The sequence below is a fragment of the Clostridium neonatale genome, assembly GCF_900465025.1.
Classification (GTDB): domain Bacteria; phylum Bacillota; class Clostridia; order Clostridiales; family Clostridiaceae; genus Clostridium; species Clostridium neonatale.
This window is the reverse complement of sequence record NZ_UICR01000001.1, coordinates 1492735-1518261: the sequence shown is the minus strand read 5'-3', so window position 1 is coordinate 1518261 and position 25527 is coordinate 1492735. Positions and strand designations below refer to the sequence as shown.

Annotated in this window: 32 protein-coding genes and 1 pseudogene; 6 read left to right on the top strand and 27 right to left on the bottom strand. The window is 28.6% G+C overall.

The genetic code is table 11. The annotated features are described in order from the left end of the window. Positions 1 to 59 precede the first annotated feature (59 nt). The 9 genes from CNEONATNEC86_RS06920 to CNEONATNEC86_RS06875 all read right to left on the bottom strand — a co-directional run bounded on the left by CNEONATNEC86_RS06920 (position 60) and on the right by CNEONATNEC86_RS06875 (position 5460). Positions 60 to 542 (bottom strand): GyrI-like domain-containing protein, encoded by a 483-nt coding sequence (locus CNEONATNEC86_RS06920; RefSeq protein ID WP_353797273.1) that lies wholly within the window; start codon positions 540 to 542, stop codon positions 60 to 62. Positions 543 to 558: 16 nt separating this feature from the next. Next, on the bottom strand, positions 559 to 933 hold the full coding sequence (locus CNEONATNEC86_RS06915; protein ID WP_159135750.1) for a nuclear transport factor 2 family protein: 375 nt from the start codon (positions 931 to 933) through the stop codon (positions 559 to 561). A gap of 91 nt (positions 934 to 1024) precedes the next feature. Next, a complete protein-coding gene (locus tag CNEONATNEC86_RS06910; protein ID WP_159115930.1) occupies positions 1025 to 1495 on the bottom strand; it encodes a pyridoxamine 5'-phosphate oxidase family protein in 471 nt (156 codons plus the stop codon). A 55-nt stretch (positions 1496 to 1550) separates the two neighbouring features. Further along, the gene (locus CNEONATNEC86_RS06905) at positions 1551 to 2006 is read right to left on the bottom strand and encodes a GNAT family N-acetyltransferase (protein WP_159115929.1); all 456 of its coding nucleotides are present in this window, start codon (positions 2004 to 2006) and stop codon (positions 1551 to 1553) included. 356 nt (positions 2007 to 2362) lie between these two features. Continuing rightward, positions 2363 to 2815: a GNAT family N-acetyltransferase gene (locus CNEONATNEC86_RS06895; RefSeq protein ID WP_159135749.1), complete on the bottom strand. Its 453-nt coding sequence runs from the start codon at positions 2813 to 2815 to the stop codon at positions 2363 to 2365. Between the two features lie 78 nt (positions 2816 to 2893). Beyond that, positions 2894 to 3433 (bottom strand): nitroreductase family protein, encoded by a 540-nt coding sequence (locus CNEONATNEC86_RS06890; RefSeq protein WP_058294527.1) that lies wholly within the window; start codon positions 3431 to 3433, stop codon positions 2894 to 2896. Positions 3434 to 3493: 60 nt separating this feature from the next. After that, positions 3494 to 4096, bottom strand: coding sequence for an HD domain-containing protein (locus tag CNEONATNEC86_RS06885; RefSeq protein ID WP_159135748.1), 603 nt, complete (start codon positions 4094 to 4096; stop codon positions 3494 to 3496). 138 nt (positions 4097 to 4234) lie between these two features. After that, positions 4235 to 4735 carry a DNA topology modulation protein gene (locus tag CNEONATNEC86_RS06880; protein ID WP_159135747.1) on the bottom strand — a complete coding sequence of 167 codons (501 nt, stop codon included), beginning with the start codon at positions 4733 to 4735 and terminating at the stop codon, positions 4235 to 4237. Between the two features lie 122 nt (positions 4736 to 4857). Beyond that, the gene (locus CNEONATNEC86_RS06875) at positions 4858 to 5460 is read right to left on the bottom strand and encodes a hypothetical protein (RefSeq protein WP_125149098.1); all 603 of its coding nucleotides are present in this window, start codon (positions 5458 to 5460) and stop codon (positions 4858 to 4860) included. 376 nt (positions 5461 to 5836) lie between these two features. Here CNEONATNEC86_RS06875 and CNEONATNEC86_RS06870 point away from each other — a divergent pair, with 376 nt between their 5' ends. Then, on the top strand, positions 5837 to 6241 hold the full coding sequence (locus CNEONATNEC86_RS06870) for a hypothetical protein (RefSeq protein WP_125149099.1): 405 nt from the start codon (positions 5837 to 5839) through the stop codon (positions 6239 to 6241). 29 nt (positions 6242 to 6270) lie between these two features. Here CNEONATNEC86_RS06870 and CNEONATNEC86_RS06865 read toward each other — a convergent pair. From CNEONATNEC86_RS06865 to CNEONATNEC86_RS06785, 17 genes and pseudogenes are all read right to left on the bottom strand, one after another. Then, positions 6271 to 7739 (bottom strand): annotated as a pseudogene (locus tag CNEONATNEC86_RS06865) (IS1182 family transposase). A gap of 97 nt (positions 7740 to 7836) precedes the next feature. Then, complete coding sequence (locus CNEONATNEC86_RS06860; RefSeq protein WP_125149101.1) at positions 7837 to 8166, bottom strand: hypothetical protein; 330 nt, start codon at positions 8164 to 8166, stop codon at positions 7837 to 7839. 317 nt (positions 8167 to 8483) lie between these two features. Continuing rightward, positions 8484 to 8714, bottom strand: coding sequence for a hypothetical protein (locus tag CNEONATNEC86_RS06855; RefSeq protein WP_058294522.1), 231 nt, complete (start codon positions 8712 to 8714; stop codon positions 8484 to 8486). Positions 8715 to 9099: 385 nt separating this feature from the next. Beyond that, complete coding sequence (locus tag CNEONATNEC86_RS06850) at positions 9100 to 9522, bottom strand: flavodoxin family protein (protein WP_058294521.1); 423 nt, start codon at positions 9520 to 9522, stop codon at positions 9100 to 9102. Between the two features lie 159 nt (positions 9523 to 9681). Next, a complete protein-coding gene (locus CNEONATNEC86_RS06845) occupies positions 9682 to 10653 on the bottom strand; it encodes a MerR family transcriptional regulator (protein WP_159135746.1) in 972 nt (323 codons plus the stop codon). Positions 10654 to 10708: 55 nt separating this feature from the next. After that, positions 10709 to 10855: a hypothetical protein gene (locus CNEONATNEC86_RS06840; RefSeq protein ID WP_157065767.1), complete on the bottom strand. Its 147-nt coding sequence runs from the start codon at positions 10853 to 10855 to the stop codon at positions 10709 to 10711. Between the two features lie 64 nt (positions 10856 to 10919). Beyond that, positions 10920 to 11885 carry a phosphotransferase family protein gene (locus CNEONATNEC86_RS06835; protein WP_159135745.1) on the bottom strand — a complete coding sequence of 322 codons (966 nt, stop codon included), beginning with the start codon at positions 11883 to 11885 and terminating at the stop codon, positions 10920 to 10922. 160 nt (positions 11886 to 12045) lie between these two features. Then, positions 12046 to 12612: a GNAT family N-acetyltransferase gene (locus CNEONATNEC86_RS06830; RefSeq protein ID WP_125149106.1), complete on the bottom strand. Its 567-nt coding sequence runs from the start codon at positions 12610 to 12612 to the stop codon at positions 12046 to 12048. Positions 12613 to 12686: 74 nt separating this feature from the next. Beyond that, a complete protein-coding gene (locus CNEONATNEC86_RS06825) occupies positions 12687 to 12827 on the bottom strand; it encodes an aminoglycoside 6-adenylyltransferase (protein WP_230132182.1) in 141 nt (46 codons plus the stop codon). Positions 12828 to 12877: 50 nt separating this feature from the next. Further along, entirely contained in the window at positions 12878 to 13006 is a 129-nt protein-coding gene (locus tag CNEONATNEC86_RS06820) for an aminoglycoside 6-adenylyltransferase (protein ID WP_125149108.1), read from the bottom strand. A 160-nt stretch (positions 13007 to 13166) separates the two neighbouring features. After that, the gene (locus tag CNEONATNEC86_RS06815) at positions 13167 to 13670 is read right to left on the bottom strand and encodes a DUF2798 domain-containing protein (protein ID WP_159135744.1); all 504 of its coding nucleotides are present in this window, start codon (positions 13668 to 13670) and stop codon (positions 13167 to 13169) included. A gap of 381 nt (positions 13671 to 14051) precedes the next feature. After that, a complete protein-coding gene (locus tag CNEONATNEC86_RS06810) occupies positions 14052 to 14753 on the bottom strand; it encodes a LiaF transmembrane domain-containing protein (protein WP_159135743.1) in 702 nt (233 codons plus the stop codon). An 18-nt stretch (positions 14754 to 14771) separates the two neighbouring features. Next, on the bottom strand, positions 14772 to 15227 hold the full coding sequence (locus CNEONATNEC86_RS06805) for a LytTR family DNA-binding domain-containing protein (RefSeq protein WP_125149111.1): 456 nt from the start codon (positions 15225 to 15227) through the stop codon (positions 14772 to 14774). Between the two features lie 8 nt (positions 15228 to 15235). Continuing rightward, positions 15236 to 16501, bottom strand: coding sequence for an MFS transporter (locus CNEONATNEC86_RS06800; RefSeq protein ID WP_159135742.1), 1266 nt, complete (start codon positions 16499 to 16501; stop codon positions 15236 to 15238). A 190-nt stretch (positions 16502 to 16691) separates the two neighbouring features. Then, the gene (locus CNEONATNEC86_RS06795; RefSeq protein ID WP_159135741.1) at positions 16692 to 17117 is read right to left on the bottom strand and encodes a VOC family protein; all 426 of its coding nucleotides are present in this window, start codon (positions 17115 to 17117) and stop codon (positions 16692 to 16694) included. 22 nt (positions 17118 to 17139) lie between these two features. Then, on the bottom strand, positions 17140 to 17691 hold the full coding sequence (locus CNEONATNEC86_RS06790; protein ID WP_159135740.1) for a GNAT family N-acetyltransferase: 552 nt from the start codon (positions 17689 to 17691) through the stop codon (positions 17140 to 17142). Positions 17692 to 17901: 210 nt separating this feature from the next. Beyond that, a complete protein-coding gene (locus tag CNEONATNEC86_RS06785; RefSeq protein WP_159115920.1) occupies positions 17902 to 18168 on the bottom strand; it encodes a LysE family transporter in 267 nt (88 codons plus the stop codon). Positions 18169 to 18392: 224 nt separating this feature from the next. Between CNEONATNEC86_RS06785 and CNEONATNEC86_RS21205 the strand changes: the two genes are divergently transcribed. Then, positions 18393 to 18737 carry an aminotransferase-like domain-containing protein gene (locus CNEONATNEC86_RS21205; RefSeq protein ID WP_200848179.1) on the top strand — a complete coding sequence of 115 codons (345 nt, stop codon included), beginning with the start codon at positions 18393 to 18395 and terminating at the stop codon, positions 18735 to 18737. A 274-nt stretch (positions 18738 to 19011) separates the two neighbouring features. Here the strand turns inward: CNEONATNEC86_RS21205 and CNEONATNEC86_RS06775 are convergent, their stop codons facing one another. Beyond that, positions 19012 to 19641, bottom strand: a complete 630-nt coding sequence (locus CNEONATNEC86_RS06775; protein WP_159115919.1) for a TetR/AcrR family transcriptional regulator — start codon at positions 19639 to 19641, stop codon at positions 19012 to 19014. A 163-nt stretch (positions 19642 to 19804) separates the two neighbouring features. Between CNEONATNEC86_RS06775 and CNEONATNEC86_RS06770 the strand changes: the two genes are divergently transcribed. Genes CNEONATNEC86_RS06770 through CNEONATNEC86_RS06755 form a run of 4 tightly spaced genes read left to right on the top strand, consistent with a single transcriptional unit; the run spans position 19805 to position 25439 of the window. Beyond that, entirely contained in the window at positions 19805 to 21532 is a 1728-nt protein-coding gene (locus CNEONATNEC86_RS06770; RefSeq protein ID WP_058294504.1) for an ABC transporter ATP-binding protein, read from the top strand. Next, positions 21529 to 23379: an ABC transporter ATP-binding protein gene (locus CNEONATNEC86_RS06765; RefSeq protein WP_159135739.1), complete on the top strand. Its 1851-nt coding sequence runs from the start codon at positions 21529 to 21531 to the stop codon at positions 23377 to 23379. The genes CNEONATNEC86_RS06770 and CNEONATNEC86_RS06765 overlap by 4 nt, the downstream gene beginning before the upstream one ends. Positions 23380 to 23405: 26 nt before the next feature. After that, on the top strand, positions 23406 to 24035 hold the full coding sequence (locus tag CNEONATNEC86_RS06760; protein ID WP_159135738.1) for an HlyD family secretion protein: 630 nt from the start codon (positions 23406 to 23408) through the stop codon (positions 24033 to 24035). A gap of 27 nt (positions 24036 to 24062) precedes the next feature. After that, entirely contained in the window at positions 24063 to 25439 is a 1377-nt protein-coding gene (locus CNEONATNEC86_RS06755; RefSeq protein ID WP_159135737.1) for an efflux RND transporter periplasmic adaptor subunit, read from the top strand. Positions 25440 to 25527: the final 88 nt, after the last annotated feature.

Below are 25527 nucleotides of genomic sequence, written 5' to 3'. Positions count from 1 at the left end.
ATATTTAAAATTATTATTTTCTCTTTAAAGCTTCCTTCTATTTAACTCTCGATTAGATTTTATTTAATTGCACGCAGTTCTATATACCCTCTTGTTCCAATTGGTTCGAGTTGAATTCGAGGGTTTGAATCATCCCACGAATATCCAATTACAGATGGATCATATTTCTTCATAGAATCCCATATCTCTTCAATTGCCTGACAATAATCTTCTTCAGCAAAGGGCTCTCCTTGAAACATCATGTATTTTGCAGCAGGCAGTTTAATTACATCAAAGCCTTCTGGCACAATACCATCATAGTTTTCAGCAACTTCAACTCCCTGTACATATTCTGATGTACCATGAATTCTGTATTCAGATGGAAGCCATAAGCAAACTGGCTCACCACTGATTGATTTGATACTTTTAAGAAGCCCCCAGACATCACAGCCAACTTCCTCACAGTAAGCAAAATAGTCACTCGCCTTGACTCCCCTTTTGATAATAACTTTGCGAGCAGGTTTTTCAATCACTTGAATAAATACATTCTTTAGATTTCCCATTCCTAATTCTTATCTTCTATACTCCATAAGGATAATTGTGTTCATATTTTGACTGAAATTCTTTTAAGCTTATTATTTTTCCAGATTCATTAAAAGTGATTAATGAAACGCCCTCAAAAGAACTTACTTCGTCATTATATTTACATTGAAAAAACCATTCAACTGCAGTTACATTATTATCATGAATAAATGATTTAATATCCCAGCGTATAACTTTCCCTTTCTTATTCCAATCTTCAAACCATTGGTTAACTTGTTCTAATCCTCTGTATTCTGGCCCATAACATTCACTATATATTATAGAATTATCAAATACACCTTCTAAAGAACTTATGTCATTTTTAACCCAAGATTCAAAATATATTTTTATTAATTTTTCTCTTTCAACCATATCCACTTATCTCCTTGTATCCAAAACTAAATTACTATTTATCTCTTGCAATTCTTTCTTCATATACTTGAAAATATTTAGTTATTTCACTTTACTCTATCATTACAATATCAAAATCAAATGGAAATTCTTCTGCTTCCTTTGACGCAAAATTAACCTTATAGCCAGTACCATCTTTATAGAAGAAGCCATTATCTAATTCTACTTTTATATAGCACATATTTTCATCATCCTCATTATTATGTTCAAAGTACCAAGGTTCAAATACTTTAATTAACTTACTTCTTATTTCTTTGTTTTCTTCTTTTACGGGATGTCCTATATTATAAGCTTTTCCATTAAATCTATATAATTTATTGCAAAGTGAAACATTACAATTTGACTCTACTTCAATTGTTTTTTGTGATTTTGCATACGTAACAATATAAAACCTCACATCATCATAAAAAGTATCTACAAATCTAACTGATGGTATATTGTCCTTTGATGTGGCTAATGCAAATTGATAATCCTTACTAAATAGTTCTTCCAACGTTTTCAATGCTTTTTCAAAAGTATTCATTTTATAACCTCTCATTTCAAATTATTTTTTATATTTAAATTACTTTTAAGCTAATTTAACTTATCTCTTTTTCAAAAACTACTAATTCTACTGTGCCATCAATCATTTTATCTACTATTTTATATCCACATTTTTTATAAAAATAATGATTTCTTAATTTATCTGCTGGCGTTTCAAGTGACCATTTCTTAGCATGGGGAAACTGTTTTTCAATAAATGCTATTGCTTTTTGTCCAATCCTCTTATTTTCATATTCTGGTATTATACAAAGGCAATTCACATGATATTCATCATCTTTAATTTGCTTTACACTTATTTTCCCTACCACTTCTTTATCTGCAACAATTTTAAATACGAAATCATTTTTCATTGCTTCAATTATCTCTTTAGCATTTCTTCCATATCCAGGGCACATACCATATTTTAAATAATCTGAATAAAATGATTTATTTTGCACTTCTACAAATTTTTCTGCATCATCTTCAGATGCTTTTATAAATTCAATTTCCATATTAGTGACCTCGTTAACTTATTTATATGTGATTATGTTACAAACCTATTTCACCATTTTATATAAATATTATATAATATTTACATATATTGTATCATCCAATGATATTCCATATTATTTCTTAATAATATCACTTTTCTTTACCTTTCTTTTTTGCACGCACAGATTCATTTATATGAACCACATGATGTCTTGTAACTGGCATCAATATGATTCCTGCCACATTTTTTCTTCCCCAAAAATCAATAAGCCAATTTGTTGACTATTCCATGACTTTAAATCCATTTTCCCCACTCTTCTTTCCAGAAAGATTTAAAAGTTATTAATTCTTCTATGTATAAGCTAAAATTTAAATATTACAGATCCTTCTTCATACATATGCTATTTTCATTTCCTACATATGGTCCATAATTTTCAATCATTTCATATCCACTGCTTTTATATAAATTAATTGCTTCAATTTGTTTTTTCCCTGTTTCTAATACAGCATATTTATAGCCTTTTGCTTGAACTAATTTCTCAAGTTCATTAATTACTTTTTTAGATAATCCTTGTCTTCTATTTTCTTTCTTTACAAATACTCTTTTCATCTCTACAGACTCACTATCATGTTCTTTAAATCCACCACATGCAACTGGTACTTCATCATCATATATAATCACAACATCATTTATATAATCAACTTTGTTATGTTTATCATATTGTTTTTGTAATTTGCCATATTGCCCATTAAGATCATCATCCAATAACTTTATAAGTTTTATGAAATCCTTATTCCTGCTATCAGTATGTATTATTTTTATATTCATTAATCTTCCTCCCCATCAAATAGCTATTTTGTAATATATTAAATAAAAAAGACTATGTTTAAAAATTATATTTATTAATTACCAGCATTCATGATGCACAATATTATCAAGATTCTTTCTTGGGCGAGGTTTAGGGCTTTCATCTGGATAACCAACAGTTATAACTCCAACTACATATTTATCAGAAGGTATATTTAAAACTGGTCTAATTTCTTCTTGAGTAAATTCTGCAACCCAGCAAACTCCAAGGCCTGCATTATTAGCTTCAAGAAGCATATATCCTACTGAAATTGAAGTGTCTCTAATTATACGTTTTACTTCATCTTCTGGACTACTATCATTTATGTATACTTCTCTGTCATCCTTTATCCTACAGCGCACATCTGCAACACATACAATAAATACTGGTGCTGTCATCATCCATTTTTGATTATGAGAAGCCTCCATTACTTTTTGTCTCATCTCTTCAGATCTTACTATTATATAATGCCATGGTTGTGTATTATTTCCTGATGGAGCAAGTCTTGCACTTTCAAGAATCTGTGTTATCTTCGCCTCTTCAACTGGCTTGTCAATATATTTTCTTATACTTCTTCGCATTTCAATTTCTTTAATCATGTATATGTCCCCCTTTTTATAATCAGTTCTTTTCATATATTTTTTATTAATTTTTTGCAATTAATCTATAAATGTTGTTTCTTTAACATTTGGTAATATATCATAAACTGAACATCCCATTTGTTTTTCAAAATATTCTTTAATTTCTATAGTTGCATTCCATCTATCAATTGTAAAAGGAAAAACTCCATATCTTCTAGTAGTATCTACAAATCGTTTTTCCAAAAGACAAAATCCCTGTGCAGTGGCCAATGAATCACATAAAATTATTAACTTATCATATTCGTCATATGTAACAGATTTCAAAAAACGGTCTATTCTATTATATTCCTCTTCAGTAATATCAAATTTTCCTATCTCAGCTTTAATATCTTGAACAGAATATGAATGAGTTAAACAAACTCTCGCCACCTCATCCCATCCTTTTTCCATTGCATAATCATAACCTGTGATTATATGTTTAACCCCAACAATACCTACTCTTCTTCCTATATCATGTAGGCATCCAAGAACATATGCTTTATCTGAATCAAGATCTTTACAATGTTTAGCAATTTCTTCTGCTGCTCTCCCCACATTTCTAGCATGCTCCTCCCATAACCCCTGATTCAACTGTCCTGCTAATTTCAATTCCTCTTCTGCTTGCTTTCTTGTTGGTATCATTATAACGTCTCCTTTAAAACTATTCTTCTAAAACATTCATTAATACAAAAAAAGACCATATTAAAATATGGCAATTTAGGCATTGCTATATCTTAATCATCTTTATCAACTGCTATTAGTAAGATGTAATATTTAACATCAAACTTCAATCCTATTTCTAACATCATCCCTATTTCTGCAAACTATCACCTTATCTTTATATTTGTTGCAGATATTTTCATATCTCTCTTTATATTTTTTGCTTCTTCCATCAATTAAAACCCATTTTGCAAATTCAAAATCAAATTTTTCCTCGCAGCCTTCTGACATACTTTCTCTTACTTTTTTTTTAGAATTTAAGTATCTCTTATAAGCTTGTTTAAAGCACACATGCCTTGGAAAGTTCATGAATATTATTTTGTCTGCTTCTTTCATTCTTCTATCCTGATAAAAATCAAAGTAATTGCCATCTATAATCCATGAATCATTTTTCATAAATTCTTCTACTATTCTTTTGGCTTCTTCTTTATTACGCTCCTTCCAATTAGCTTCAAAATTTACAGTATCCAAATATAGGAGTGGGTAATTGTATTTTTCACTTATTTTCTTTGCAAATGTAGATTTTCCAGATCCACTATAACCTATTATTGCTATCTTCATAATAAATTTATTTCCTCCACATAAGATAAAAATATAAAAGGCATAACATAAAATTATTTTCTGTCATGCCTTTTTCTTTCACATAATATTTAGATTTAATATGATATATTATTAATATATAACTATTTCAAAAATACTTTCAATACATTTACTACATTATCATTATGATCTGTATTTGATATTACTACAAGTATATCATCATCTCTTTCTGAATTTATATCCTTTAAAATATTCAAATCTTTTGCCTCTATTCCATAAAGTCCTTCTTTTCCTGAACTATCAAGTTTTTTAATTACTCCATATTTTTCAAGAGGTAAATCTGAAACCCCATTAAGAGTATCTAAGTTTAAGAACATATCATATTTAAAATTCTCTTCAAAGAATTCTTTGCTTACAATTGCAATATCCACCTGCCTGTTTGAAATTTGCATCATATCAAACTGAGAATCAAAATTAATAACGTAATCTTTATTATTTTTTAAAACTATATCATTAAGTTTATCTGCTGCAACAGTTAATTCTTGATTGCTGATATTATTATCAATATACTTAATATTACAGTAAGGTGATTGCCTACTTAATAAATCTGAAATAAAAATGAATAGTAAAAATAGTATACTTACTATAGCAATTATATGTATCTTATAGTATGTCCATAAATAATCTATTTTTTCTAGAAAAGTTTTACCTTTAAGTCCTTCTCTCAATGTAATGTTACGATCCATTAAAACTCCTCCTAATCATTAGTATTATAAAATTCACCTATAATAATTCTATATTTAACGTTTCACTTACTATAACTCTAATTACTAATAAATAATAAGTAAAATCATTTACATTATAACATATATTCTAAATATAATATCATTATTTTTTTAAAACATGCTTTATTTTATCTTTTATCCATTTTGATATCTGCCTATCATATATATTTTCGTATAATTTTACAAGATCATTCTTAATTATAACTTTTCTACCTGCCCCCATAGAATTATCACCAAATTAAAAATTTAATTTTATATAAGGTTTACAAAATATATTAAATTTATCTTTTAATATATGATTGCGATCAAAAAATAAATAATAAAAGGAGATTTAATCATGAATGATAAATTAGTCACAAAAAGTTTCTCAATTTCAGATTTAGACAAAATTGTAAAAAAGACAGGAAAGGCTCAAAGCTTTGTCAATAGTAATGTTACTGATTATGATATTATAAATGCAATCTTAGCTTCTGTATCTGGAACTATTGTAGGTGCAGCAGCAACTGTTATGGGCGGATCAGCAGGTGCTTTGGCAGCAGGCTTCACAACTCCAATTATTTTAGGTTTTTTAGAAAACCAAAAAATACAAATACAATCACTATTAAAAAGTATACAAACTCAAAAAAAGAATGGATTGATGACTATTACTTATTGTAAATTCACTGGCTATGGAACAGGTTCAGGTGGAGCATCAGGATATCCAACTTATAAAGCTTATAAAACAGTTTGTTCTATTTATTAATTTTAAAGAGGAAAATTTATATTTTCCTCTCAGTTTGTAGACAAAAGAGGGTAAATGAAATTTGCATTTACCCCTTTTGCTATTATTAATAGAATTTTTTCTATATTTTTCATTAAATTAGCCAATAAATTGTCCGAACCGGTAGGCAATAATCCATTTCGATCCACCCATGTGGCTAATTTTTTTAAATTCATGCATGCAAATAAGAGGTTAAGCTCCATCTTAACCTTTTTTATTCCACGATATTGTGTATATCTCATACCATGCTTTTCTTTTGCATCCGCAAATACACGTTCAATTGTTTGACTTCGTAACATATAGATTTCTTTCATACCTTTTATATGTCTTATATCTTCTACTTGCTCCATGTATTCTTCCCAAACATGCCTGCATATTACTTTTACATGATTTTTACTTTGAGTACATTGATTAAGAAATGGACAATTAGCGCAAGTCTTTTTGTTACTTTTATATTCTTTATAACCGTCTCTATTAGTTGTAGAATATTTTAATATTTGGTTATTAGGGCAAATGTAACAATCATAGTATTCATCATAAGCATAGTCATATTTTTTGAAGAATCCTTGTTTAGTCATAGGGCGTTTATAAGGCATTATTGGTGTCTTTCCATCATCAATTATTTGCTTCGCAATCGCAGGGATTTTATATCCCGAATCTACAACAATACCATTCACATTGCTATGTTCTTTCTTAACTTTTTCATATATTCCCCAAAATGAAACTGAATCATGGACATTCCCAGGTGTCAATTCAAAGCCTAAAATATAGTTATTCTTATCGCAAGCTGTGTTAGCAGTATATGCAAATACTTTTTTATGTTCACCTTTATGAAATAATCCACTTTCAGGATCGGTAGTGCTTACTTTAATGTTTTTTTTAATTCTTCTGAAGTTTCTTTTTCTTTAAGTGGTTTTTTATTATGTAATTCTCTGTCTTTATTAATTTCTTCTTTCAATGATTTTTCATATACTCTTGCAGATTCTTCAATAACTTCATTTCTATATTTATGAGTATTAGCATTAGCTTTTATATGTGTTCCATCTATAAAGATATTCTCATCATCAATAAAACCGTATTTATTAACTTCGCACAATATTCTTGCAAAGATAGTTTCAAATAAATCGGAATCTTTAAATCTTCTTGAATAGTTTTTACTAAATGTTGAGAAATGAGGTAATTGTTCATGCATGTTATATCCCAAATACCAACGATATGCAAAATTAACCTCAATTTCTTTAAGTGTTTGTCTCATTGAACGGATACCAAAAAGATATTGAATCATTACTATTTTTATTAAAACTACTGGATCAATGCTTTCGCGCCCGTAAGGCTTGTATAGATCTTTTACTTCATCGTAAATAAAACTTAAATCTATTGTTGCATCTATTTTTCTAACTAAATGATTTTTAGGAACAAGATCATCTAAACTTAACATTTCAATTTGTGTTCTATCTGCTTTCTTTTTAATTCCCATCATAATGAAACACCACCTTACTTTTACTATCATATTTTAACATAAAAATAAACAACTAACTTCATTTTGAAGTTAGTTGTCAACAGTCTGAGAGGAAAATTTATATTTTCCTCTTTTTTATTATAGCAATTAAAAAACCATATATACTTGAAAAAACAGTCATTAAGATTACCATATTCTTTAATAATTGATTAAAAGAGTGATTATTAATCATCAGAATAATTGCATAGCCCACTGTGACAAAGGAAAATGTTGAATAAAATAATCCATAAATAGCTAGCAAGGTTGTATGATTGTGATTTTCAATATTTTTTTTATTAAAACTTTTAGTTAGTAAAGTATCTTTTTTTAGTAAAAGAGAGAAATATGCCAATATACCATATAGGTAAATTAGTATAGCTATTATAAGAATAAATACAATACTAGACAATAATGTTTCCTCCTAAATTATAAATCACATCTATATTATACCATTACTTTAATTTATTGTATATTTTATTATCTTTTTTGTAATTATAGGTTTATATTTTAATTATTATGTTGCTTTAACCAATTGATAGATGATAATTATCAGTGTAGGAAATCTTATGGCTTTTAGCCATTTATAGGCACTATTTTGTTCAAACTTTATTTAAAACCTACATTTACGACTATATTTTTATTTCTTTATAATTTCTAACTCTTCTTCATACTTATGATATATCTAAAAAAATTCCCCAAAATGGAGAATTTTTTAGATATATTAAATTACTTTACACGACATCTTCCATTTCCAAAATCGTTTAAAGATTCAGATACATAATTTGCTTTATATGATGCAGTTATTTCTGAAATTTCTTTTTCTCCATCAATATATGGCTGATACATATCATATCCGTCTGAAGTATCTTCACAACAAATATCACTATATCCTAATGAATCCCTTACAATCTTTTCTCTTTCTGCTCTTGTTGTATTTTTAATTAAAAACTTATCCATGTCTATCCTCCAAAATAACTTATAATTTCTTAAATATGTACTTTATAATTCTTTTTTATATATTCTTTAAACTCTTCTATAGCATTTTCATTTCTAGCAAAAAGTGTCCATTGCCTTACTTTTATATAATCCTCTCTTCTTCCCCTGCTTCATAATACTATTCTATATAGATTATATTTTATGTCAATATAGCTAATAATATTTTAATGTAGACATAGCATTGGATTTAATGAAGTAGTTACATGGGGTAAATAATACAATAGAACTGTTTTCAAATTCTATTATATAATTTGAAAATAGTTCTATTATTTCCTTATTAATACATACTTTCTCATTTCTTCCTCAAACGTGTTTTTTGATAGCTTGATTGCTACTTTCTCTTATACTATTTAGAAACTTTAATATTATGATAAGCTATCAATTTGCAGTTTTTATCTTGAATCATTTTTTTAGTGCCTTCTTCACTCTTTGGAGCTTCTCCACCTCCTGAACACATAAAAATTTCAACCTCTTTTCCTGCTGGCAATAAATTAACCATTGCATTAAATGCAGGAACTGGAAATCCAGCCCATATTGGAGCCACAAATATGATTCGATCAAAATCTGATAAATCATATTGTACATCTTTTATTTCTACCACTTGTCTCTTCATTGCCTTTGGGCATCCTAAAATAAATGCTGTAAAAATATTATATTTTTTCTTTTGCTGTACCTCACAAATAACTACATTCTCATTTTCACTTGCTATACGTTCTGCTTCTTTTTTTGATGTTCCACCTAATGTATAATACATAATTATTGTTTTCATTTTTTCTCCTCACTTTCAATTTGTTATTATCACATAAAATTAATATAATTTTTTTGCATCTTCAAAATTAAAATTGAGATAAGTTCATATATTTATTTTATATTATTCAAAGAATTTAAAAACTTAATATTTAGGGCATACCACCAATTGTGTCTATAATTATGATTTTTTCTTTATTGGTATAAGCAAATCTAGTTGTATAAACTGCTTTTCTTTAGAAGTATAGTAAGTGAAAGCATTCAAATGTTCTTCAAGACATCCACCCATCCCGTAAGGCTCCCGGTAATCAATATCATATTCTGGATTATTTTTTGCCCATTCAAAGAACTGCTGCCACTCATGAAAATCCCCCATCTTAATGCAGTGCGCAGCATATAATCCACCATCAAAGTTCTTTTTTGTAAGTGGTTCTGGTACATTCATGTTTTCCGGAATTGTAACCCAAAATTCATACCCATAATACTCTTGATCTTCATTAGGTGATGGATTATTAAAACCAAACACTCTAAAATCAGGCTTTATTTCATTTAATCTGACTGCTCTTATAAATTCATCAATTTGTTTTTGTGCAACATCTTCAGGATTTGGTCCTATAAAATGACTTGAAGCAATGGTCATTGGAGGAATATATATTATCCTCACATCTTTCATTTTATCAATTGTGTTGTTTGCATTGTTTATTTCTTCCATAGACTTCTTCTCCTTTAAATTAATTTTTGAAAGGCTCAAGGATTCAACAAGTGTCAAAATTTCTTTATCATTAAGTAGATCAAAATTGCTTTTAAGTCTAATATGTTCACTCAACTTGTCCACAAATTCTTTTAATACGTTACGAACAGTACTCCTAGCCGATATTTCTTCTTCAAGTTCTTTTATATTTTTCTGAAATATCTTAAGCCTTTGTGATAAATCATTATTCTCAAAAATAAAAGCAATCTGTTTTAATGGTATTCTAAGTTTTCTAAGAATAATTATCTGCTGCAGACGTCTAATTGCTTCATCATCATAAGTACGATAAGCATAATCCTCTTTCTTGCAGCTATTTAGTAAACCAATCTTTTCATAATACCTCAAAGTTCTTGTGCTAACATTATATTCTTTTGAAACCTGACTTATTGTTGTAAGCTCCATCCCCTCATCTCCTTTCTGAAATTGATTATAAAGGACGACATCGCGTCAAAGTCAATTAATTATGATTCTTTTTAAACTCCAATGATTCTTTCATGTATTTTTCATAATCTCCTGGAAACATATCTGCTAAAGTACGAAATATAAAATTTCCATCACATTCATGACCATTCCAATATTCGTTTCCATTTTTATATTCGATCATATATCAATCTCCTATTCTAATAACAAATTAGAATTGTCATACTAGATATGTTGAAGTGCTAATTTTACTTATTTGATTTCAAAAGTTCTACTATACTCTTATTAAGCATATCACATCCCCAAACATAAGTATCTGTATTATCATACATTCGATACCTACATTCTAGGCAAGAAATTAAAAACAAATATATATCATACCACTTTGCCCTTCGTTTTTCTTCATCACTTAATTTATCAATCCCATATCCTTTGTAAAATGCCTTTTTATAACCATATGTTCTAAACCCTACTTCCATAAGTTCATCTGCCCATAAACATCTTTCAAAGTCTATAATTCCTTCTATTCTGTTGTTTTTCACAAATACATTTCCTGCCCATATATCCCAATGAACTAATTTAGGTGTATGAACATTTTCAAAAATGTTTTTATCCTTTTCTAATAATATTAATATTTCTTCTTGAGAAATGGGAATTATAATATCTTTATACTTTGCATCAGAATATGTATCCATTATCATTTCTTTAAATGTTATATACCAATTTTCATTTTGCTTTTCTTTTTGACCGTAATAACCAAATTTATTATTTTGAATACTATTTATTATTTGGGTATATTTCCCCATTTCAAAATATATTTTATCTTTTTCTTCTTGTGACATATTGTCCATAATACTTGAAAAACTGCTACCTTGTAACATATTCATAAAGAAATAATCACTTTCACAAATATCATGACTATTATCATAAAATAAAATTTTTGGCACTGGAACAGGTGCTTTTTCCGCTATCATTTTCATTACATCCACTTCACTGTACATAATATTCTTTTCATATGTCATAATTTCTGTATCTACTGGAGGTGCGATTTTAAGAATTACATTTTTATCCTCTAAACCAATTCTAAATGCAACATTAAAGAATCCTTCTGTTAGTTCAACAATCTCTTTAACTTTTTCTGTTAGAAAAGCTTTCTGAACCATTTTTAAAATAGTCCTTTTATCTATATTATTTTTTGTTATACTTACTGGCATTATATTCATCTCCTCCACAAATTACAATTTACCTTTCAATTAAAATTTAATTTTTGTAATATCTTTGTTTATAAATTATTTTCTTATTTCTTCGTGAACATACTTTACCTAAAAACTTTGCAAATTTATCCACAGCTTCTTCTATATCTTTTAATACTCATTATTCCATTTGCTTCACCCAATAATGCTTATAAGCTGTTCCATCATGTCCAATTAATTGCTTTTGTGATTCAACAAATCCCAGTTTATTTAATACACTGATTCGTTCTATTGCATCAGGTATTGCTTTTGTTGCAATCATACTGCAATTAAACAAACGAAAGGCTGCTGGAATAACAATGGTTAATATCTTAAAAATACACTCTTGTATCTCATAATCACTTCTTAAATCCAATCTAAGAAGACCACAATCATTAAAATCATCATCTAATTTTCTATTGAATAATTCAATTGTTCCAATTACTTGATTTCTCTTTTTATCACAAATGCACCATCTTACAAATCCTTTACTTTCATATGCAAAGATCCAAAATTTAATTGCATCCTGCATTCTTTGAAGGCTTTCATAATAAAAATCATCTCCATTGCAATTATCGCTGTTAAAGAACTGAACAGCATTTCTATCACTGTATACTTTTAATAAATCATCTGCATCTCCTTCTTCTACCAGTCTTAAGCTATATTGGTCATCTTCTAAAACAGGGCATATTTCATAAACATCCTTCATATAATTCACATCCTCTTTCTTATTTTCTTAAATATAGCGAAATAACTATGGCAACTGTAAGTCATAGTTATAAATTAATATACCTCTTTTGCATCTCTTGAAAGCAAACTCACATCTTTTAAAAACTTTAAACTGTTATCCGCTTCTATATTGCTGTATTCAATATTCATTTTGGAAGATACACATTTTGCTGTATCATTAAATAAGTCACACATAATGAAAACATATTTCCAAATATCTATTACACATCCAAAGGGATATGTTTTTAAGCCTGAAAAATATCTTTTATTGCATTTGGGTTTGTTCTTGAGCCATTTAAAATAACATCTCTAATCCTCTTATCTTCCCTTGCAGTATTTAATATCAAATCAAACATTTCTTCTTCTGAGCACATAGTACCTCCATAGTTATAGTAAATTACTATTTTCGTTATACATATGTCATTCAAAATTACATAAATAAATTTGTTATGGTTTTATTTTCCAACTTCAAATAAATTATAGCATACTATTGAGATCGAAGCCAAAGGAAAACTGGCTCACTGATAATTGATCTTATTCTTTATAGAATTCCCCACATTTCTTATCTGTAGCTTCATGGATTTTCACCATAACTGTTCTGGCTATTGGCTGTGCGATACATAACTCTACTGCAAGAGCTATTGCGAAATTACGAGGCCATTTATAAAAGAATGTATAAATTGGCTCCATGCTCAATGTTCTAGTACCAATCCAAGTTCCTATTACAGTTAATAATATTGACATCAAAAATACTGTCCATAAAGTATTTATGATAATATGTGCATAAAAACTATCTTCTTTCTCTACAAATTTGTTTGTTAATAATTCTGCCGGCTTATGTGTAGCTAAAACAACAGCAATTACAGAAAGCCAGATAAATGGACTCACTTTTAATACATCAGCCCATATATACATATGAAATCCTGTTTCAAAACAAGTGATTAATGGTGCAATAATATTTACTGATAATATAGATATAACCCCTATAAATATAGCAAATTCCTTGCCGTTTCTTGGTAATTTCATGTAAAATTCCATACTTTATTTACCTCTCCTCTTTCATTTATAATTTTTTTAATAAACACTGCATAAAACAAATAAAGCGTGAAACCAGTAATTACACTTACTGATTTCACGCTGAACAATTATACGCACATATTTATTTTTAGATTATTAGTTTACCACATTTTTTGTATTTTATCAAAAGAATAATTTTATTATTTCTAATGATACAAATTCCTAACATCCTTACTGTTTTTGCAAATAGTCACCTTATCTTTATATTTGCTTCATATACCTTTTCCTTCTATTTTTCCATTGCATAATCCTAACCGGTGATTAATGTTTCATTTAAACAAGTCATACTTCTCTTCCTATCCCAGGTAAACATCCAAGAATAATTCTTCATTATGATATGGATTATACAAATATTATTTCTACAGCACTCAATTTGATATTTCCAATCAAAACTAATGTTGTTAAACCATCAGGTTCATTTTCATTTTTTTGATCAACACCACTAAGAAAAACTTCAAGATGATTTTCAACATTCCATTTTTTAGGCACATATAAATTAACTCCTGAACAATATGCATTAATTCTTACTATTGCTTTGCCTTCTTTAACATTCGCTTTATCAAAATAAATCTCCATTGCTCCAACATTACAGTCAAAATCAGCTTGTTTAAAATTTTCCGAATTAATATACTTTGTTGTTGCACCAAATGAAGTTTTCTGAACAACATTACTTTCATCTTCACTATCAATAACATCAAAATTGTAATTATCAATTTTCTTATGACTGCTATAACGTTCTCTTCCATGAAAAATCATAGATAATCCTATTTTTCCAAGTGCTGCAACTATTAGTACTGTCCATGGTGTAAGTTCTTCTATATTAAGCTGTTTGTCATAAATTATACATAAAAAAGCAATTGGAAATAATATACCGCCAAAATTTATTGGGTAAATGCTTTTAATAATTACGTAAATCAAAAATATAGTAAAAAGTAATGACCAAATTCCAAAATCATTTAAATATCCAAGCTTGCTGATAATCAAAATAATAGCAAGTATAATTAATGTAATACCTCCAAATATTCTATGTGTTTTTGTTTCCATAAATATTATCCTTTCATATCAATTTTTGCGTTCCTGCAAAATATATTTCAATGTCTTATAATAATTTCGTGATACATACACTCTCTTATGTGTTCCATGAAATTCAACTTTACTTGCTGATGTAATATTTTTAGTTATACTGTACACCTCATGAGTATTCAAAATTGTAGATTTAGATACTCTCATAAAGTATGCTGGAAGTAATTCTTCTAATTCATACAATTTGTATCGTACATTAAATATATCATCTTTTGTATGTGCGTCAATTCCATTTTCAGACGTTTCAAAAAATAATATCCTGCTCACATCAAAATAATATTCTTTTTCCTTTTGATAAAAAATAACCTGCTTTTTGTCTTGAGAGATATCTGAAAGATACCTCTGAAGCTTCTGCACTTTATCATTAATTACTGCACATTTTATAATAACTTCTAAATCTTCTATATTCTCATCAATATCTATCTCTATTTTCATATATACACCTAAATTTCTGAATAATTTGTATGCATTGTCTCCTCAAGATTTCTAAAAAGTTTTATAGTACATATTCCAATAATTACACCAATACTTAGGGCCCCAAAAAATACTGTCTGTGGTATATTAGAAAATTTCTGAAAAATCATGCCATAAAAAGCCTGCCCAACCGGAGTTGCACACATTGAAATGCACATTACACATGAAATAACTTTTCCTAATAATTTATTTGGAGTAAGCATCTGCAAGCATGACATAAGCTGCATACTGAAAAGTGTAGCTAACATCATCATAACAAACGAACTTATCATAATTATAACATAAGAAGTAATAACTGGTAGATTAAATGATAATACTAATGCAATAGGTAGAATACTTAAACTACAGATAACAAGCAAAACACTGCAGTTCTTGATTTTTATTTTCTTTGCAAATACTCCTCCAATTATTCCACCAGTAAGACTTCCAGCTCCCATAGCTCCTTCAATATAACCATATAATCTATTTGCTGTTTCTAATTGAAATCCCATTTTCTGAGTAATTATTATAGGAAGACCTATCATAACACATGCAGATAATACTAAATTAAATGCAGATATAATAAGAGATCCCTTTAAAATTTCAGGTCTGTCATTTAATATAAAGTTAAAACTTTCCTTCATATCTGAAAATATAATATTAAATACTCCTCTTTCATTGTCTTTTTTAGTTACTGGAATAATAATGAATATTTCCATTATTGCCGCTATTAAAAAACATATTCCAGAAACAATCAAAATAGGCTTAATTCCTAAAAATCCAAATAACATTCCACCAATAACAGGTCCTATTAAACTTGAAAGTGAACTTACAATATTGATAAGCGAATTAGCCTGCATTAATCCATCAGAAGGAACAAGAACCGGTACGCTTGCCTGTACTGCTGGCTGATATGCTCCTTGTATTCCATATAGTAAAATTAATGCAATCAATAATAGTATTATTAAATTCACTTTACCAAGCAGAATCATTACAGCTAATGTTATAATTGCAGTTAAAAAATCTAAGATGACCATTATATTTCGCTTATTTACTCTGTCAGCAATAATTCCTCCTATTGGTGTTATAAGAATCATTGGAATAAATGCACATGCTGATACAACTCCAAACAATGAAGCAGATCCTGTCTTGTTTAAAAGATACAATGGTAATGCAAAACGTAATATTGTATTACCAAATAGTGAGATAATCTGTCCTATTAATACCATAATAAAATTCCTATTAAATAATTTCATTTTAAATTTAACCTCTCTTCTTTTTTTCTATATCCTCATTATATCTGGGAATTTTTTAAAATAAATAGAATTTAATCAAGAGGTTTATTAATAGTAATAAGAGGTTAAAATTAGAATGTGAAGCATAACTTTTTCTCTAAAAATAAAGCATGAAACCAGTAACCATATTCTGATCTCATGCTTTATTATTTTAATATTTAACTCTTTTAAACATAGGATGATTTTCATCAAATTCAACTAAATCCCAAAGGTTTCCGTATAAATCCTTGAATACTGCCACTATTCCATAATCTTGTTCTTTTGGCTCTCTAACAAACTCTATACCTATAGTTTTCATCTCATTATAATCACGCCAAAAGTCATCAGTTCCAAGGAAAAGAAAAACTCTTCCCCCTGCTTGATTTCCTATAAAAGACTCTTGCTCTGGTTTTGAGGCTCTTGCAAGCAATATTGTTGTTCCTAAAGAACCTGGTGGAGATACAACTACCCATCTTTTATTCTGTTCTGGCTGATATGTATCTTCTACTAATGTAAAATGTAGTTTTTTAGTATAAAAATCTATTGCTTCATCGTAGTCCCTTACTACTAAAGCAATATGCACAATTGATTGAATCATTATTTTCCATCCCCATTTATAATTATAATAACATTCTTCCCATTATAATTTCATCACGATATGTTCCATCTTTAAGTTTATATGCATTCTTTGAGGATCCCCAAACTTCAAATCCATGCTTTTTATATAGAGCTTGCCCCTTCTTATTATCCTTAAATACACCAAGTTCAATCTGCTCATATCCTATTAGTTTTGCCTGCTTAATTATTTCTTCAAGAAGTACATTTCCAATACCGTTATTCCAATATTTTTCTTTTATAGATATTCCAAAAACTGCTCTATGCCTAAGTTTAATATGATCTCCTACACAACTGATGCTTGCATTACCTGCAAGTTCACCATCTAAAAATGCTGCAATCATAATATATCTATCACTTTTTAGATTCTCATTTAAAATCTTTTTCTCTTCCTCAATGGTTATTGTAATTTCTTCAGGATATCTAATCATAAAATGTGTTTCATCAGATGTTATTTTCAAGTACTCAATCATGCTTTCTGCATCTTGTTCATTTGGACTTCTTAAAACACATCTTGTCCCATCCTTTAATTCTACTTCCTTGGCTTCAAATTGCATTTCTATTCCTCCTAAGCTACTATCTATTAGTTTATAAATTCTCGCCGTATCTTTATATACACTTTCTGTTTCTATAGGTTAATTATACCACAGCAATAACTCCAACTAAAAATATAACAATACTTTTTATAATGAACTCATATAAAGATTAATTGCAAAAACAATGAATATAATTCCAAATAGTTGTTGAATGTATTGGAGTCTTTTAGGTCATTTTGTAGCAAATTTTTTCATTAAACCTGCTAGAATTCCATAACCGCAAAAAATTAAAAATGTAAGTATCATAAATAATATACCAATCAGAAAACTTTCTTTAACATAGTTTTGGATATTATTGCTGATATATTGTGGTAAAAATGCAAAGAAAAACAATGTAAGCTGTGGATTGAAAAGATTAATTAAAGCTCCTCTTCCTATAACTATAATTGCTTTATCATCATCATTTGTTTCCCTAAAGTTCAAATTTGATTTTTGCAAAATCATCAAAATTCCAAGATAAGGTTATTCTTCCTATTAAACGTAGAATTGAAATGATTCAGTATGCAAGAAAGCACAATAGTTATATAGTTGAGGATGATTATGACAGCGAATTCCGCTTTGATGGAAATCCAATACAATCCATGCAAAATCTTGACCCAGCACATGTTATTTATGTATGAACATTTTCAAAAACTTTTATGCCTTCATTACGAATGGGATATATGGTATTACCTGATGTCTTATGCAGTGAAATAGAAAAAGCTAAATATATAGCCGATATCCATTCTCCAATACTTGATCAACTTGTCATGGCAAAATTCATTGAATTTGGTTTTTTTGACTTACACTTAAAAAAAATGAGAAACATTTATTTAAAAAGAAGAAATCATTTAATCAAATGTCTTAAAGATCTCTTTGGAGATTCAGTTTCCATTTCAGGAGCAGATGCAGGTATGCACCTTATTGCAACTTTCAATAACATATACTTTGATAAAATTTTAATGCAAAAAATAGAAGATAATGACCTACAGTTAACCCCTGTAAGTAAACATTATCTTCATGATTAAAATGATATATACAATAAGCTTAATTATCATAGTTCACTGATTTTTGGCTATGGAAATACAGATCTTGACTCAATTCAGGCAGGTATAAAACGTTTGTATAAAATTTTATATTAGATTTTTTATAATTTCTGATTTTGCTCAAAATATAAATTTCACTTTTAATTTTATTAATTGATAAATTTTTATCTTGAAAAATTTCTTTTCAAATCTTAGAACTTTATATTTACCTGCTCTTAGCAATTTGTATTTGCCTGTATATTGTAACTATAAAAAATTAAATATCAAACAAAAACTCTTCATCTATTTCCTTACACTTTCTATGCTCTTCCGAGACATCTAAAATTGTTTCAAACAAATATCTTGATACATATTCAAAATCAAATGTTCCATTTCTAAAACACCATCTTAAAGCATTTGCATGTAATTGTTGAATCACTAATATTGAAAGAACTTCTGGTCTTGTTTTATTTAAAAATTCTCCACTTTTTTGACCTTTTTTTATTATATCTAATTGAATTTTAAAAAGCTGTTTATGTTCATCATTAAATTTAAATGTTCCAGTGTTATTATCATTTAGATTTTTTATTACTATTTGTTTTATTATACTTACCCCTGAATTCTGTACAAAATCAACAAAAATTTTATTTAAAAGCCATAGTTTTTCTACATTAGAATCTGCAATCATTATTTCAGCTAAGTCAATTGATGTTAACTCACATGGTATTTTATAATATCCTTTTAAAAGTTCATCCTTAGACTTGAAATAATAATAAAATGTATGCTTATTAATTCCACTAACTTCACAAATTTCTTTAAGAGTAACATTTTCATAACCTTTTTCATCTATGAGCTTCAATGCCACTTCTCTAATCTTTTTTTTCGTTGAATTTTCATACTTTCTCATTAATTTCTCCTCCCATCATATAATTCCATAGTAGCAATATTTTATAACTCAGTCAATAATTTATGTAAACAGTATATAATTTTTTTAATAACCTATTTACATTTTTATTATACTGAGGTATCATAATTTTCATATATTAGTTAATCGAGGTGATTTTTACTACATGGTTAAACTACTTAAATATGCAGAGCCTTATATACTATCAATTATTGCGTCTATAATTCTTTTATTTGGTCAAGCTATTTGTGACCTTTCACTACCAGATTATATGTCTGACATAATAAACAAGGGCATAACTGTTGGTGATAAGAGTTTTATTATAAAAACAGGTTTTACTATGCTTGGTGTTTCTCTACTTAGTGCATCTTTCACTATTATTGTTAGCTTTTTAGCATCTAGAGTTGCTGCTGGAATGTGCAGAACAATAAGAAATGATTTATTTACTAACATCGAAAGTTTCTCAAATGCAGAATTTGATAGATTTTCTACTTCATCACTTATAACAAGAACTACAAATGACATAACACAAATTCAAACATTGATAGTTATGATTATAAGGATGATTTTTTATGCCCCTATAATGGCAATTGGAGGTTTTGTACATGCACTTGCTAACAGTAAGTCAATGTCTTGGATAATTGCATTAGCTATCATATGTCTATTAGGCTTGATATTTACTGTTTTCACAATAGCAATGCCTAAATTCAAAGCAATACAAAACTTAATAGACAAGCTAAATCTTGTTGTACGTGAAAATCTTGATGGTATTTTAGTTGTAAGAGCATTTAATACTCAAGACTTTGAAGAAGACAGATTTGATAAGGCAAACAAAGATTTAACAAATACAAATTTATTTGTTAATAGAGTTATGGTATCAATGATGCCACTCATGACCTTAATAATGAATCTAATTACTGTATTAATAGTCTGGGTTGGTGCTAATCAGGTATCAGCATTTAAAATGGATGTTGGTGAGATGATGGCATATATGCAGTATGTAATGCAAATAATTTTTGCATTTTTAATGCTTTCAATGATGTTTATTATGATACCAAGGGCATCAGTTTCTGGTGATCGTATTGCCGAGGTACTTGAAGCTGTTTCATCTATTAAAAATAATGAAATAGCATCTAAACTAAAAAAATGTACCGGATTAATAGAATTTAACAATGTTTCTTTCAAATATCCTGGTGGTGATGAAGACGTACTTCATAATATAAGTTTTACTGCAAGACCAGGAGAAACAACTGCGTTTATTGGTTCCACTGGTAGTGGAAAATCAAGCATAGTTAACTTAATTCCAAGATTCTATGATGTTACTTCTGGAGAAATATTACTAGATGGAATAGACATTAGAAATATAGATTTACATGATCTTAGGAATAATATAGGTTATGTTCCTCAAAAAGGTGTTTTATTTTCAGGAACAATAAAAAGTAACATTTCCTATGCTGATAAAAACGCAAATGAAGAAGATATATTAAGAGCTGCAACTATTGCACAATCTATGGAATTTATAGATTCAAAACCTGAAAAATTTGATACTGGAATTGCACAAGGCGGAAATAATGTCTCAGGTGGTCAAAAACAACGTCTATCTATTGCAAGAGCTTTACTAAAAAAACCACAGATATCTATTTTTGATGATAGCTTTTCAGCATTAGACTTTAAAACAGACGCTGCTCTTAGAAAAGCGCTTAAAGAAGAAACAGGTGGCAGCACTATGCTTTTAGTTGCTCAAAGAATAAGTACAATCATGAATGCTGAACAGATAATTGTTTTAGATAATGGTTATATAGTTGGAAAAGGAACTCATGAAAGTTTAATGCAAAGTTGTGAAGTATATAAAGAAATAGCTTTATCACAGCTTAGTAAGGAGGAATTAGCATGAGTGAAAAAAGAAATGGTCCTTCCATGGGCGGCCCTGGTGGCATGGCTGGAAAAATGGGAGGCGGACAAAAAGCTAAAGATTTTAAAAAGACAATGCTTGATTTAATAAGCTATCTTTCGGAATATAAGGTAAAAATAATAGCTGTTATTGTTTTAGCTGCATTTTCTTCCTTATTTTCAATTGTAGGTCCTAAAATTTTAGGTAAAGCAACAACAAAGCTTTTTGAAGGCTTGATGGCATATCTTTTAGGAACTAATTTACTTACTGACTTTGATTATATAAGAAACTGTATTTTATTATTAGTTGTACTTTATTTAATATCAGCATTATTTGCATACATTCAAGGATATATAATGTCTGGTGTATCAATGAATGTAACATATAATCTTAGAAAAGAGATTTCAAAAAAGATGAACAAGCTTCCTCTAAAATATTTTGATACTAGAACACACGGAGAGGTCTTATCAAGAATAACAAATGATGTTGATACTGTAAGCCAGACACTAAATCAAAGTTTATCACAGATGATAACATCAACTGCAACTGTTATTGGTGTACTTATTATGATGCTTTCAATCAGTGTTCTTATGACATTTGTTGCTTTTTTAGTAATTCCACTATCAGGTCTTCTTATAATGTTAGTTGTCAAAAAATCACAGAGTTACTTTAAAGATCAACAAAAATCTTTAGGATCACTAAATGGTCATATCGAAGAAATATACTCTGGTCATAATATTGTTCAAGTATTTAATGGTGAGAAAGAAGCCATTGAAAAATTCACTACTATAAATGATGACCTTTATACTTCTGCTTGGAAATCACAATTTCTATCAGGAATGATGATGCCCATAATGACCTTTATAGGAAACCTTGGGTATGTTGCTGTTTGTATTTTAGGTGGTTACTTGGCTGTAAAGAAAACCATTGAGGTTGGTGATATACAATCATTTATCCAATATGTTCGTTCTTTTACTCAACCAATAGCACAGCTTGCCAATATATCTAATACTCTTCAATCTACTGCTGCTGCTGCAGAAAGAGTATTTGAATTTTTAAATGAAGAGGAAGAAATTCCCGATACTTCTACACCAGTTAAAGTTGATAATGTAATTGGTAATGTTGAATTTAAAAATGTTAGATTTGGATACACTGAAGATAAAATTATTGTTAACAATTTTTCATCTTCAATAAAGTCTGGACAAAGAATTGCAATTGTTGGACCTACTGGTGCTGGTAAATCCACTATTATAAAACTTCTTATGAGGTTCTATGATATAAATTCCGGACAAATTTTAATTGATGGACATGACCTAAAGAATTATACACGTCATGACCTTAGAAGCATGTTTGGTATGGTTCTGCAAGATACATGGCTTTATAATGCAAGTATTTTGGATAATATCAAGTATGGAAACTTTGATAAAACTGATGAAGATGTCATAAATGCAGCAAAGGCTGCTCATTGTGATGAATTTATAAGGGCCCTTCCACATGGGTATAATTTAATCCTAAATGAAGAAGCAAGTAATATATCGCAAGGACAAAAACAGCTTTTAACAATAGCACGTACTATTTTATCAGATCCTAAAATATTAATACTTGATGAAGCAACAAGTTCTGTTGATACAAGAACTGAAGTTTTAATTCAAAAAGCAATGGATAATCTTATGAAAGAAAGAACAAGCTTTATAATTGCCCATAGATTATCAACAATACGAGATGCTGATATTATCCTTGTTATGAAGGATGGGGATATTATCGAACAAGGTAGCCATAATGAATTATTAAAAGCTAACGGATTTTATGCTGGTTTATATAATAGTCAATTTGATGAAGGCGAGGAATAATCTAATTTAATATGGAGGAACATAATATGAAAATATCAAAGAAAATCATTTACCCTGCATTAATAGTACTAGTAATAATAGGTTGTAGCATAGGATATTATTTCTATAGTACTAATGCTTTATATTTTAAAACTGATAATGCTAAAATCACTTCAAAGATGTATACAATAGCTCCTGTGACTAATGGAAAAATCCTTGAATGGAATGTTGATGTTGGAGATATAGTTAAAAAAGATCAGGTACTTGGACGTCAAGAAATACTTCCTTATATAACATCTCCAATTGATGGAACAATAATAAAAAATGATGTTGTAGAAAACGAAAGTGTAAGTGCTGCTTCTGCTCTTGCAATTGTTGCAGATACAAATAATATGTACATTGGAGTAAATATCGAAGAAACTGATATAAGAAAAATTTCAGTTGGACAAGATGTTAAAATAACATTAGATGCATATCCAAGTAAAAAATTCAAAGGGAAAGTTACTGAAATAGATAATACCACACAAACTTATTTTTCAGGTACTTCAAGTTTTTCTACCAGCGGTACTTATACAAAAGTTACACAACTTGTACCTGTGAAGGTTTCAATAGAAAATGATGAAAATCTTCCTCTTACATTAGGTATGAACGCGGTAGTAAAGATTAAATTGAAATAGTAATTTGTGAAAGGACTGAAATAAATAATGAAAAGTAATATAATCAAAATCTTATGTATATTATCATTAAGTACATTTTTAGTAAGCTGCTCTCCTTTTGGAAGTAATAATATAGCAAATGTTACAGTAACTAAAGTTAAAACTTCTGATTCCATAAGTGATACAGTTTATACAACAAATATCTCAAGTGAGGAGAATATTTCTGTTTTTCCAAGCAGTGTTGGCAAAGTTCAAGCCATAAGTGTTGAAGTTGGACAAGAAGTTAAGAAAGATGATGTACTCTTTACTCTTGATAATACAGATTTAACATATAAATATAATGCTGCAAAAGCTAATTATGAATCAGCTAATGCTTCTTATGATAAAGTTTCTAGCGGCAGTGCAAAGCAAGCACAAGTAGATGCTGAAAAAGCATTAGAAGCTGCAAAAAACGAATTAAAAAATGCACAGGAAGCTTATGATATAGCGAAAAATCAGTATTCAAACAACACAAATGTAACTTCTGCCCAAACAGCATATGATGCTGCAAAGCAAAATTATGACCGTACAAATGATCTTTTTAAAGCTGATGCAGTAGCACAAATTGATTTAGAAACTGCTCAAAATAAATTAGATACTGCAAAAGCTGCCTTAGATATTGCTATAGATAACGCAACAATGGCATTATCTAGCGCTGAAACAAGACTTAGTAATGCTAACGCAAGCTATAACAGTGCAAGCACAAATGCAAATATTACAAATTCAATTACAAATCCAGATAATATTGCAGCTGCTAAGGCAACTGTAGATAGTGCTAAGGCCTCTTTAGATTCAGCTAAGTATGCTTTAGATAATGCAACTGTAAAATCACCTATTGATGGTAAAATAAGCGCTAAGAATATAACTGTTGGTGAATATACCTCTAATCAAACTCCTTCAATTGTAATTACTGGTGAAAATTCTTTAACTGCGACAATTAAGGTTACCGAAACAAATATACAAAATGTAAAAGAAGGTATAAAAGCTAATATATATCTTCCAGCTTCTGGTCTGTCATATGAAGGAACTGTATATGCAGTATCTCCTTCTGCCGATACTTCTAATGGTATGTTTGATGTTAAAATAAGCATTGATAAACCGGATGAAAACTTAAAAGTTGGTATGGTAGCAAATATTACATTAAAGAATGATAAGGAAGATAACTCATTATTAATTCCAAGCAAATGTGTCTTCAAAGATGGAGATAATTCTTATGTATATGTAATAAATGGTGATGTATTATCAAAAAAACAAGTAACTATATCAAAGAATAAAAATGATTACTTAGTAATTACAAATGGTATAAATAAAGACGATAAAGTTGTTATTCAAGGAAGCTCTAATATGGCTGATAATATGAAATACAATATAGTTAAGAGTAATTAATACATGTATCATTACCCTTGTATAGAAAATATTAATATAATAAATAAAAAAGAGCTGTTACAATATAAAATGTACCCTTTGTCAAGGA

Coding starts and splice junctions, on each gene's coding strand:
- CNEONATNEC86_RS06920 (WP_353797273.1), bottom strand. CDS start 542: ATGGGAAATCTAAAGAATGTATTTATTCAAGTGATTGAAAAACCTGCT.
- CNEONATNEC86_RS06915 (WP_159135750.1), bottom strand. CDS start 933: ATGGTTGAAAGAGAAAAATTAATAAAAATATATTTTGAATCTTGGGTT.
- CNEONATNEC86_RS06910 (WP_159115930.1), bottom strand. CDS start 1,495: ATGAATACTTTTGAAAAAGCATTGAAAACGTTGGAAGAACTATTTAGT.
- CNEONATNEC86_RS06905 (WP_159115929.1), bottom strand. CDS start 2,006: ATGGAAATTGAATTTATAAAAGCATCTGAAGATGATGCAGAAAAATTT.
- CNEONATNEC86_RS06895 (WP_159135749.1), bottom strand. CDS start 2,815: ATGAATATAAAAATAATACATACTGATAGCAGGAATAAGGATTTCATA.
- CNEONATNEC86_RS06890 (WP_058294527.1), bottom strand. CDS start 3,433: ATGATTAAAGAAATTGAAATGCGAAGAAGTATAAGAAAATATATTGAC.
- CNEONATNEC86_RS06885 (WP_159135748.1), bottom strand. CDS start 4,096: ATGATACCAACAAGAAAGCAAGCAGAAGAGGAATTGAAATTAGCAGGA.
- CNEONATNEC86_RS06880 (WP_159135747.1), bottom strand. CDS start 4,735: ATGAAGATAGCAATAATAGGTTATAGTGGATCTGGAAAATCTACATTT.
- CNEONATNEC86_RS06875 (WP_125149098.1), bottom strand. CDS start 5,460: ATGGATCGTAACATTACATTGAGAGAAGGACTTAAAGGTAAAACTTTT.
- CNEONATNEC86_RS06870 (WP_125149099.1), top strand. CDS start 5,837: ATGAATGATAAATTAGTCACAAAAAGTTTCTCAATTTCAGATTTAGAC.
- CNEONATNEC86_RS06855 (WP_058294522.1), bottom strand. CDS start 8,714: ATGGATAAGTTTTTAATTAAAAATACAACAAGAGCAGAAAGAGAAAAG.
- CNEONATNEC86_RS06850 (WP_058294521.1), bottom strand. CDS start 9,522: ATGAAAACAATAATTATGTATTATACATTAGGTGGAACATCAAAAAAA.
- CNEONATNEC86_RS06845 (WP_159135746.1), bottom strand. CDS start 10,653: ATGGAGCTTACAACAATAAGTCAGGTTTCAAAAGAATATAATGTTAGC.
- CNEONATNEC86_RS06840 (WP_157065767.1), bottom strand. CDS start 10,855: ATGATCGAATATAAAAATGGAAACGAATATTGGAATGGTCATGAATGT.
- CNEONATNEC86_RS06835 (WP_159135745.1), bottom strand. CDS start 11,885: ATGCCAGTAAGTATAACAAAAAATAATATAGATAAAAGGACTATTTTA.
- CNEONATNEC86_RS06830 (WP_125149106.1), bottom strand. CDS start 12,612: ATGAAGGATGTTTATGAAATATGCCCTGTTTTAGAAGATGACCAATAT.
- CNEONATNEC86_RS06825 (WP_230132182.1), bottom strand. CDS start 12,827: ATGTGTGACTTATTTAATGATACAGCAAAATGTGTATCTTCCAAAATG.
- CNEONATNEC86_RS06820 (WP_125149108.1), bottom strand. CDS start 13,006: ATGTGCTCAGAAGAAGAAATGTTTGATTTGATATTAAATACTGCAAGG.
- CNEONATNEC86_RS06815 (WP_159135744.1), bottom strand. CDS start 13,670: ATGGAATTTTACATGAAATTACCAAGAAACGGCAAGGAATTTGCTATA.
- CNEONATNEC86_RS06810 (WP_159135743.1), bottom strand. CDS start 14,753: ATGGAAACAAAAACACATAGAATATTTGGAGGTATTACATTAATTATA.
- CNEONATNEC86_RS06805 (WP_125149111.1), bottom strand. CDS start 15,227: ATGAAAATAGAGATAGATATTGATGAGAATATAGAAGATTTAGAAGTT.
- CNEONATNEC86_RS06800 (WP_159135742.1), bottom strand. CDS start 16,501: ATGAAATTATTTAATAGGAATTTTATTATGGTATTAATAGGACAGATT.
- CNEONATNEC86_RS06795 (WP_159135741.1), bottom strand. CDS start 17,117: ATGATTCAATCAATTGTGCATATTGCTTTAGTAGTAAGGGACTACGAT.
- CNEONATNEC86_RS06790 (WP_159135740.1), bottom strand. CDS start 17,691: ATGCAATTTGAAGCCAAGGAAGTAGAATTAAAGGATGGGACAAGATGT.
- CNEONATNEC86_RS21205 (WP_200848179.1), top strand. CDS start 18,393: ATGGTATTACCTGATGTCTTATGCAGTGAAATAGAAAAAGCTAAATAT.
- CNEONATNEC86_RS06775 (WP_159115919.1), bottom strand. CDS start 19,641: ATGAGAAAGTATGAAAATTCAACGAAAAAAAAGATTAGAGAAGTGGCA.
- CNEONATNEC86_RS06770 (WP_058294504.1), top strand. CDS start 19,805: ATGGTTAAACTACTTAAATATGCAGAGCCTTATATACTATCAATTATT.
- CNEONATNEC86_RS06765 (WP_159135739.1), top strand. CDS start 21,529: ATGAGTGAAAAAAGAAATGGTCCTTCCATGGGCGGCCCTGGTGGCATG.
- CNEONATNEC86_RS06760 (WP_159135738.1), top strand. CDS start 23,406: ATGAAAATATCAAAGAAAATCATTTACCCTGCATTAATAGTACTAGTA.
- CNEONATNEC86_RS06755 (WP_159135737.1), top strand. CDS start 24,063: ATGAAAAGTAATATAATCAAAATCTTATGTATATTATCATTAAGTACA.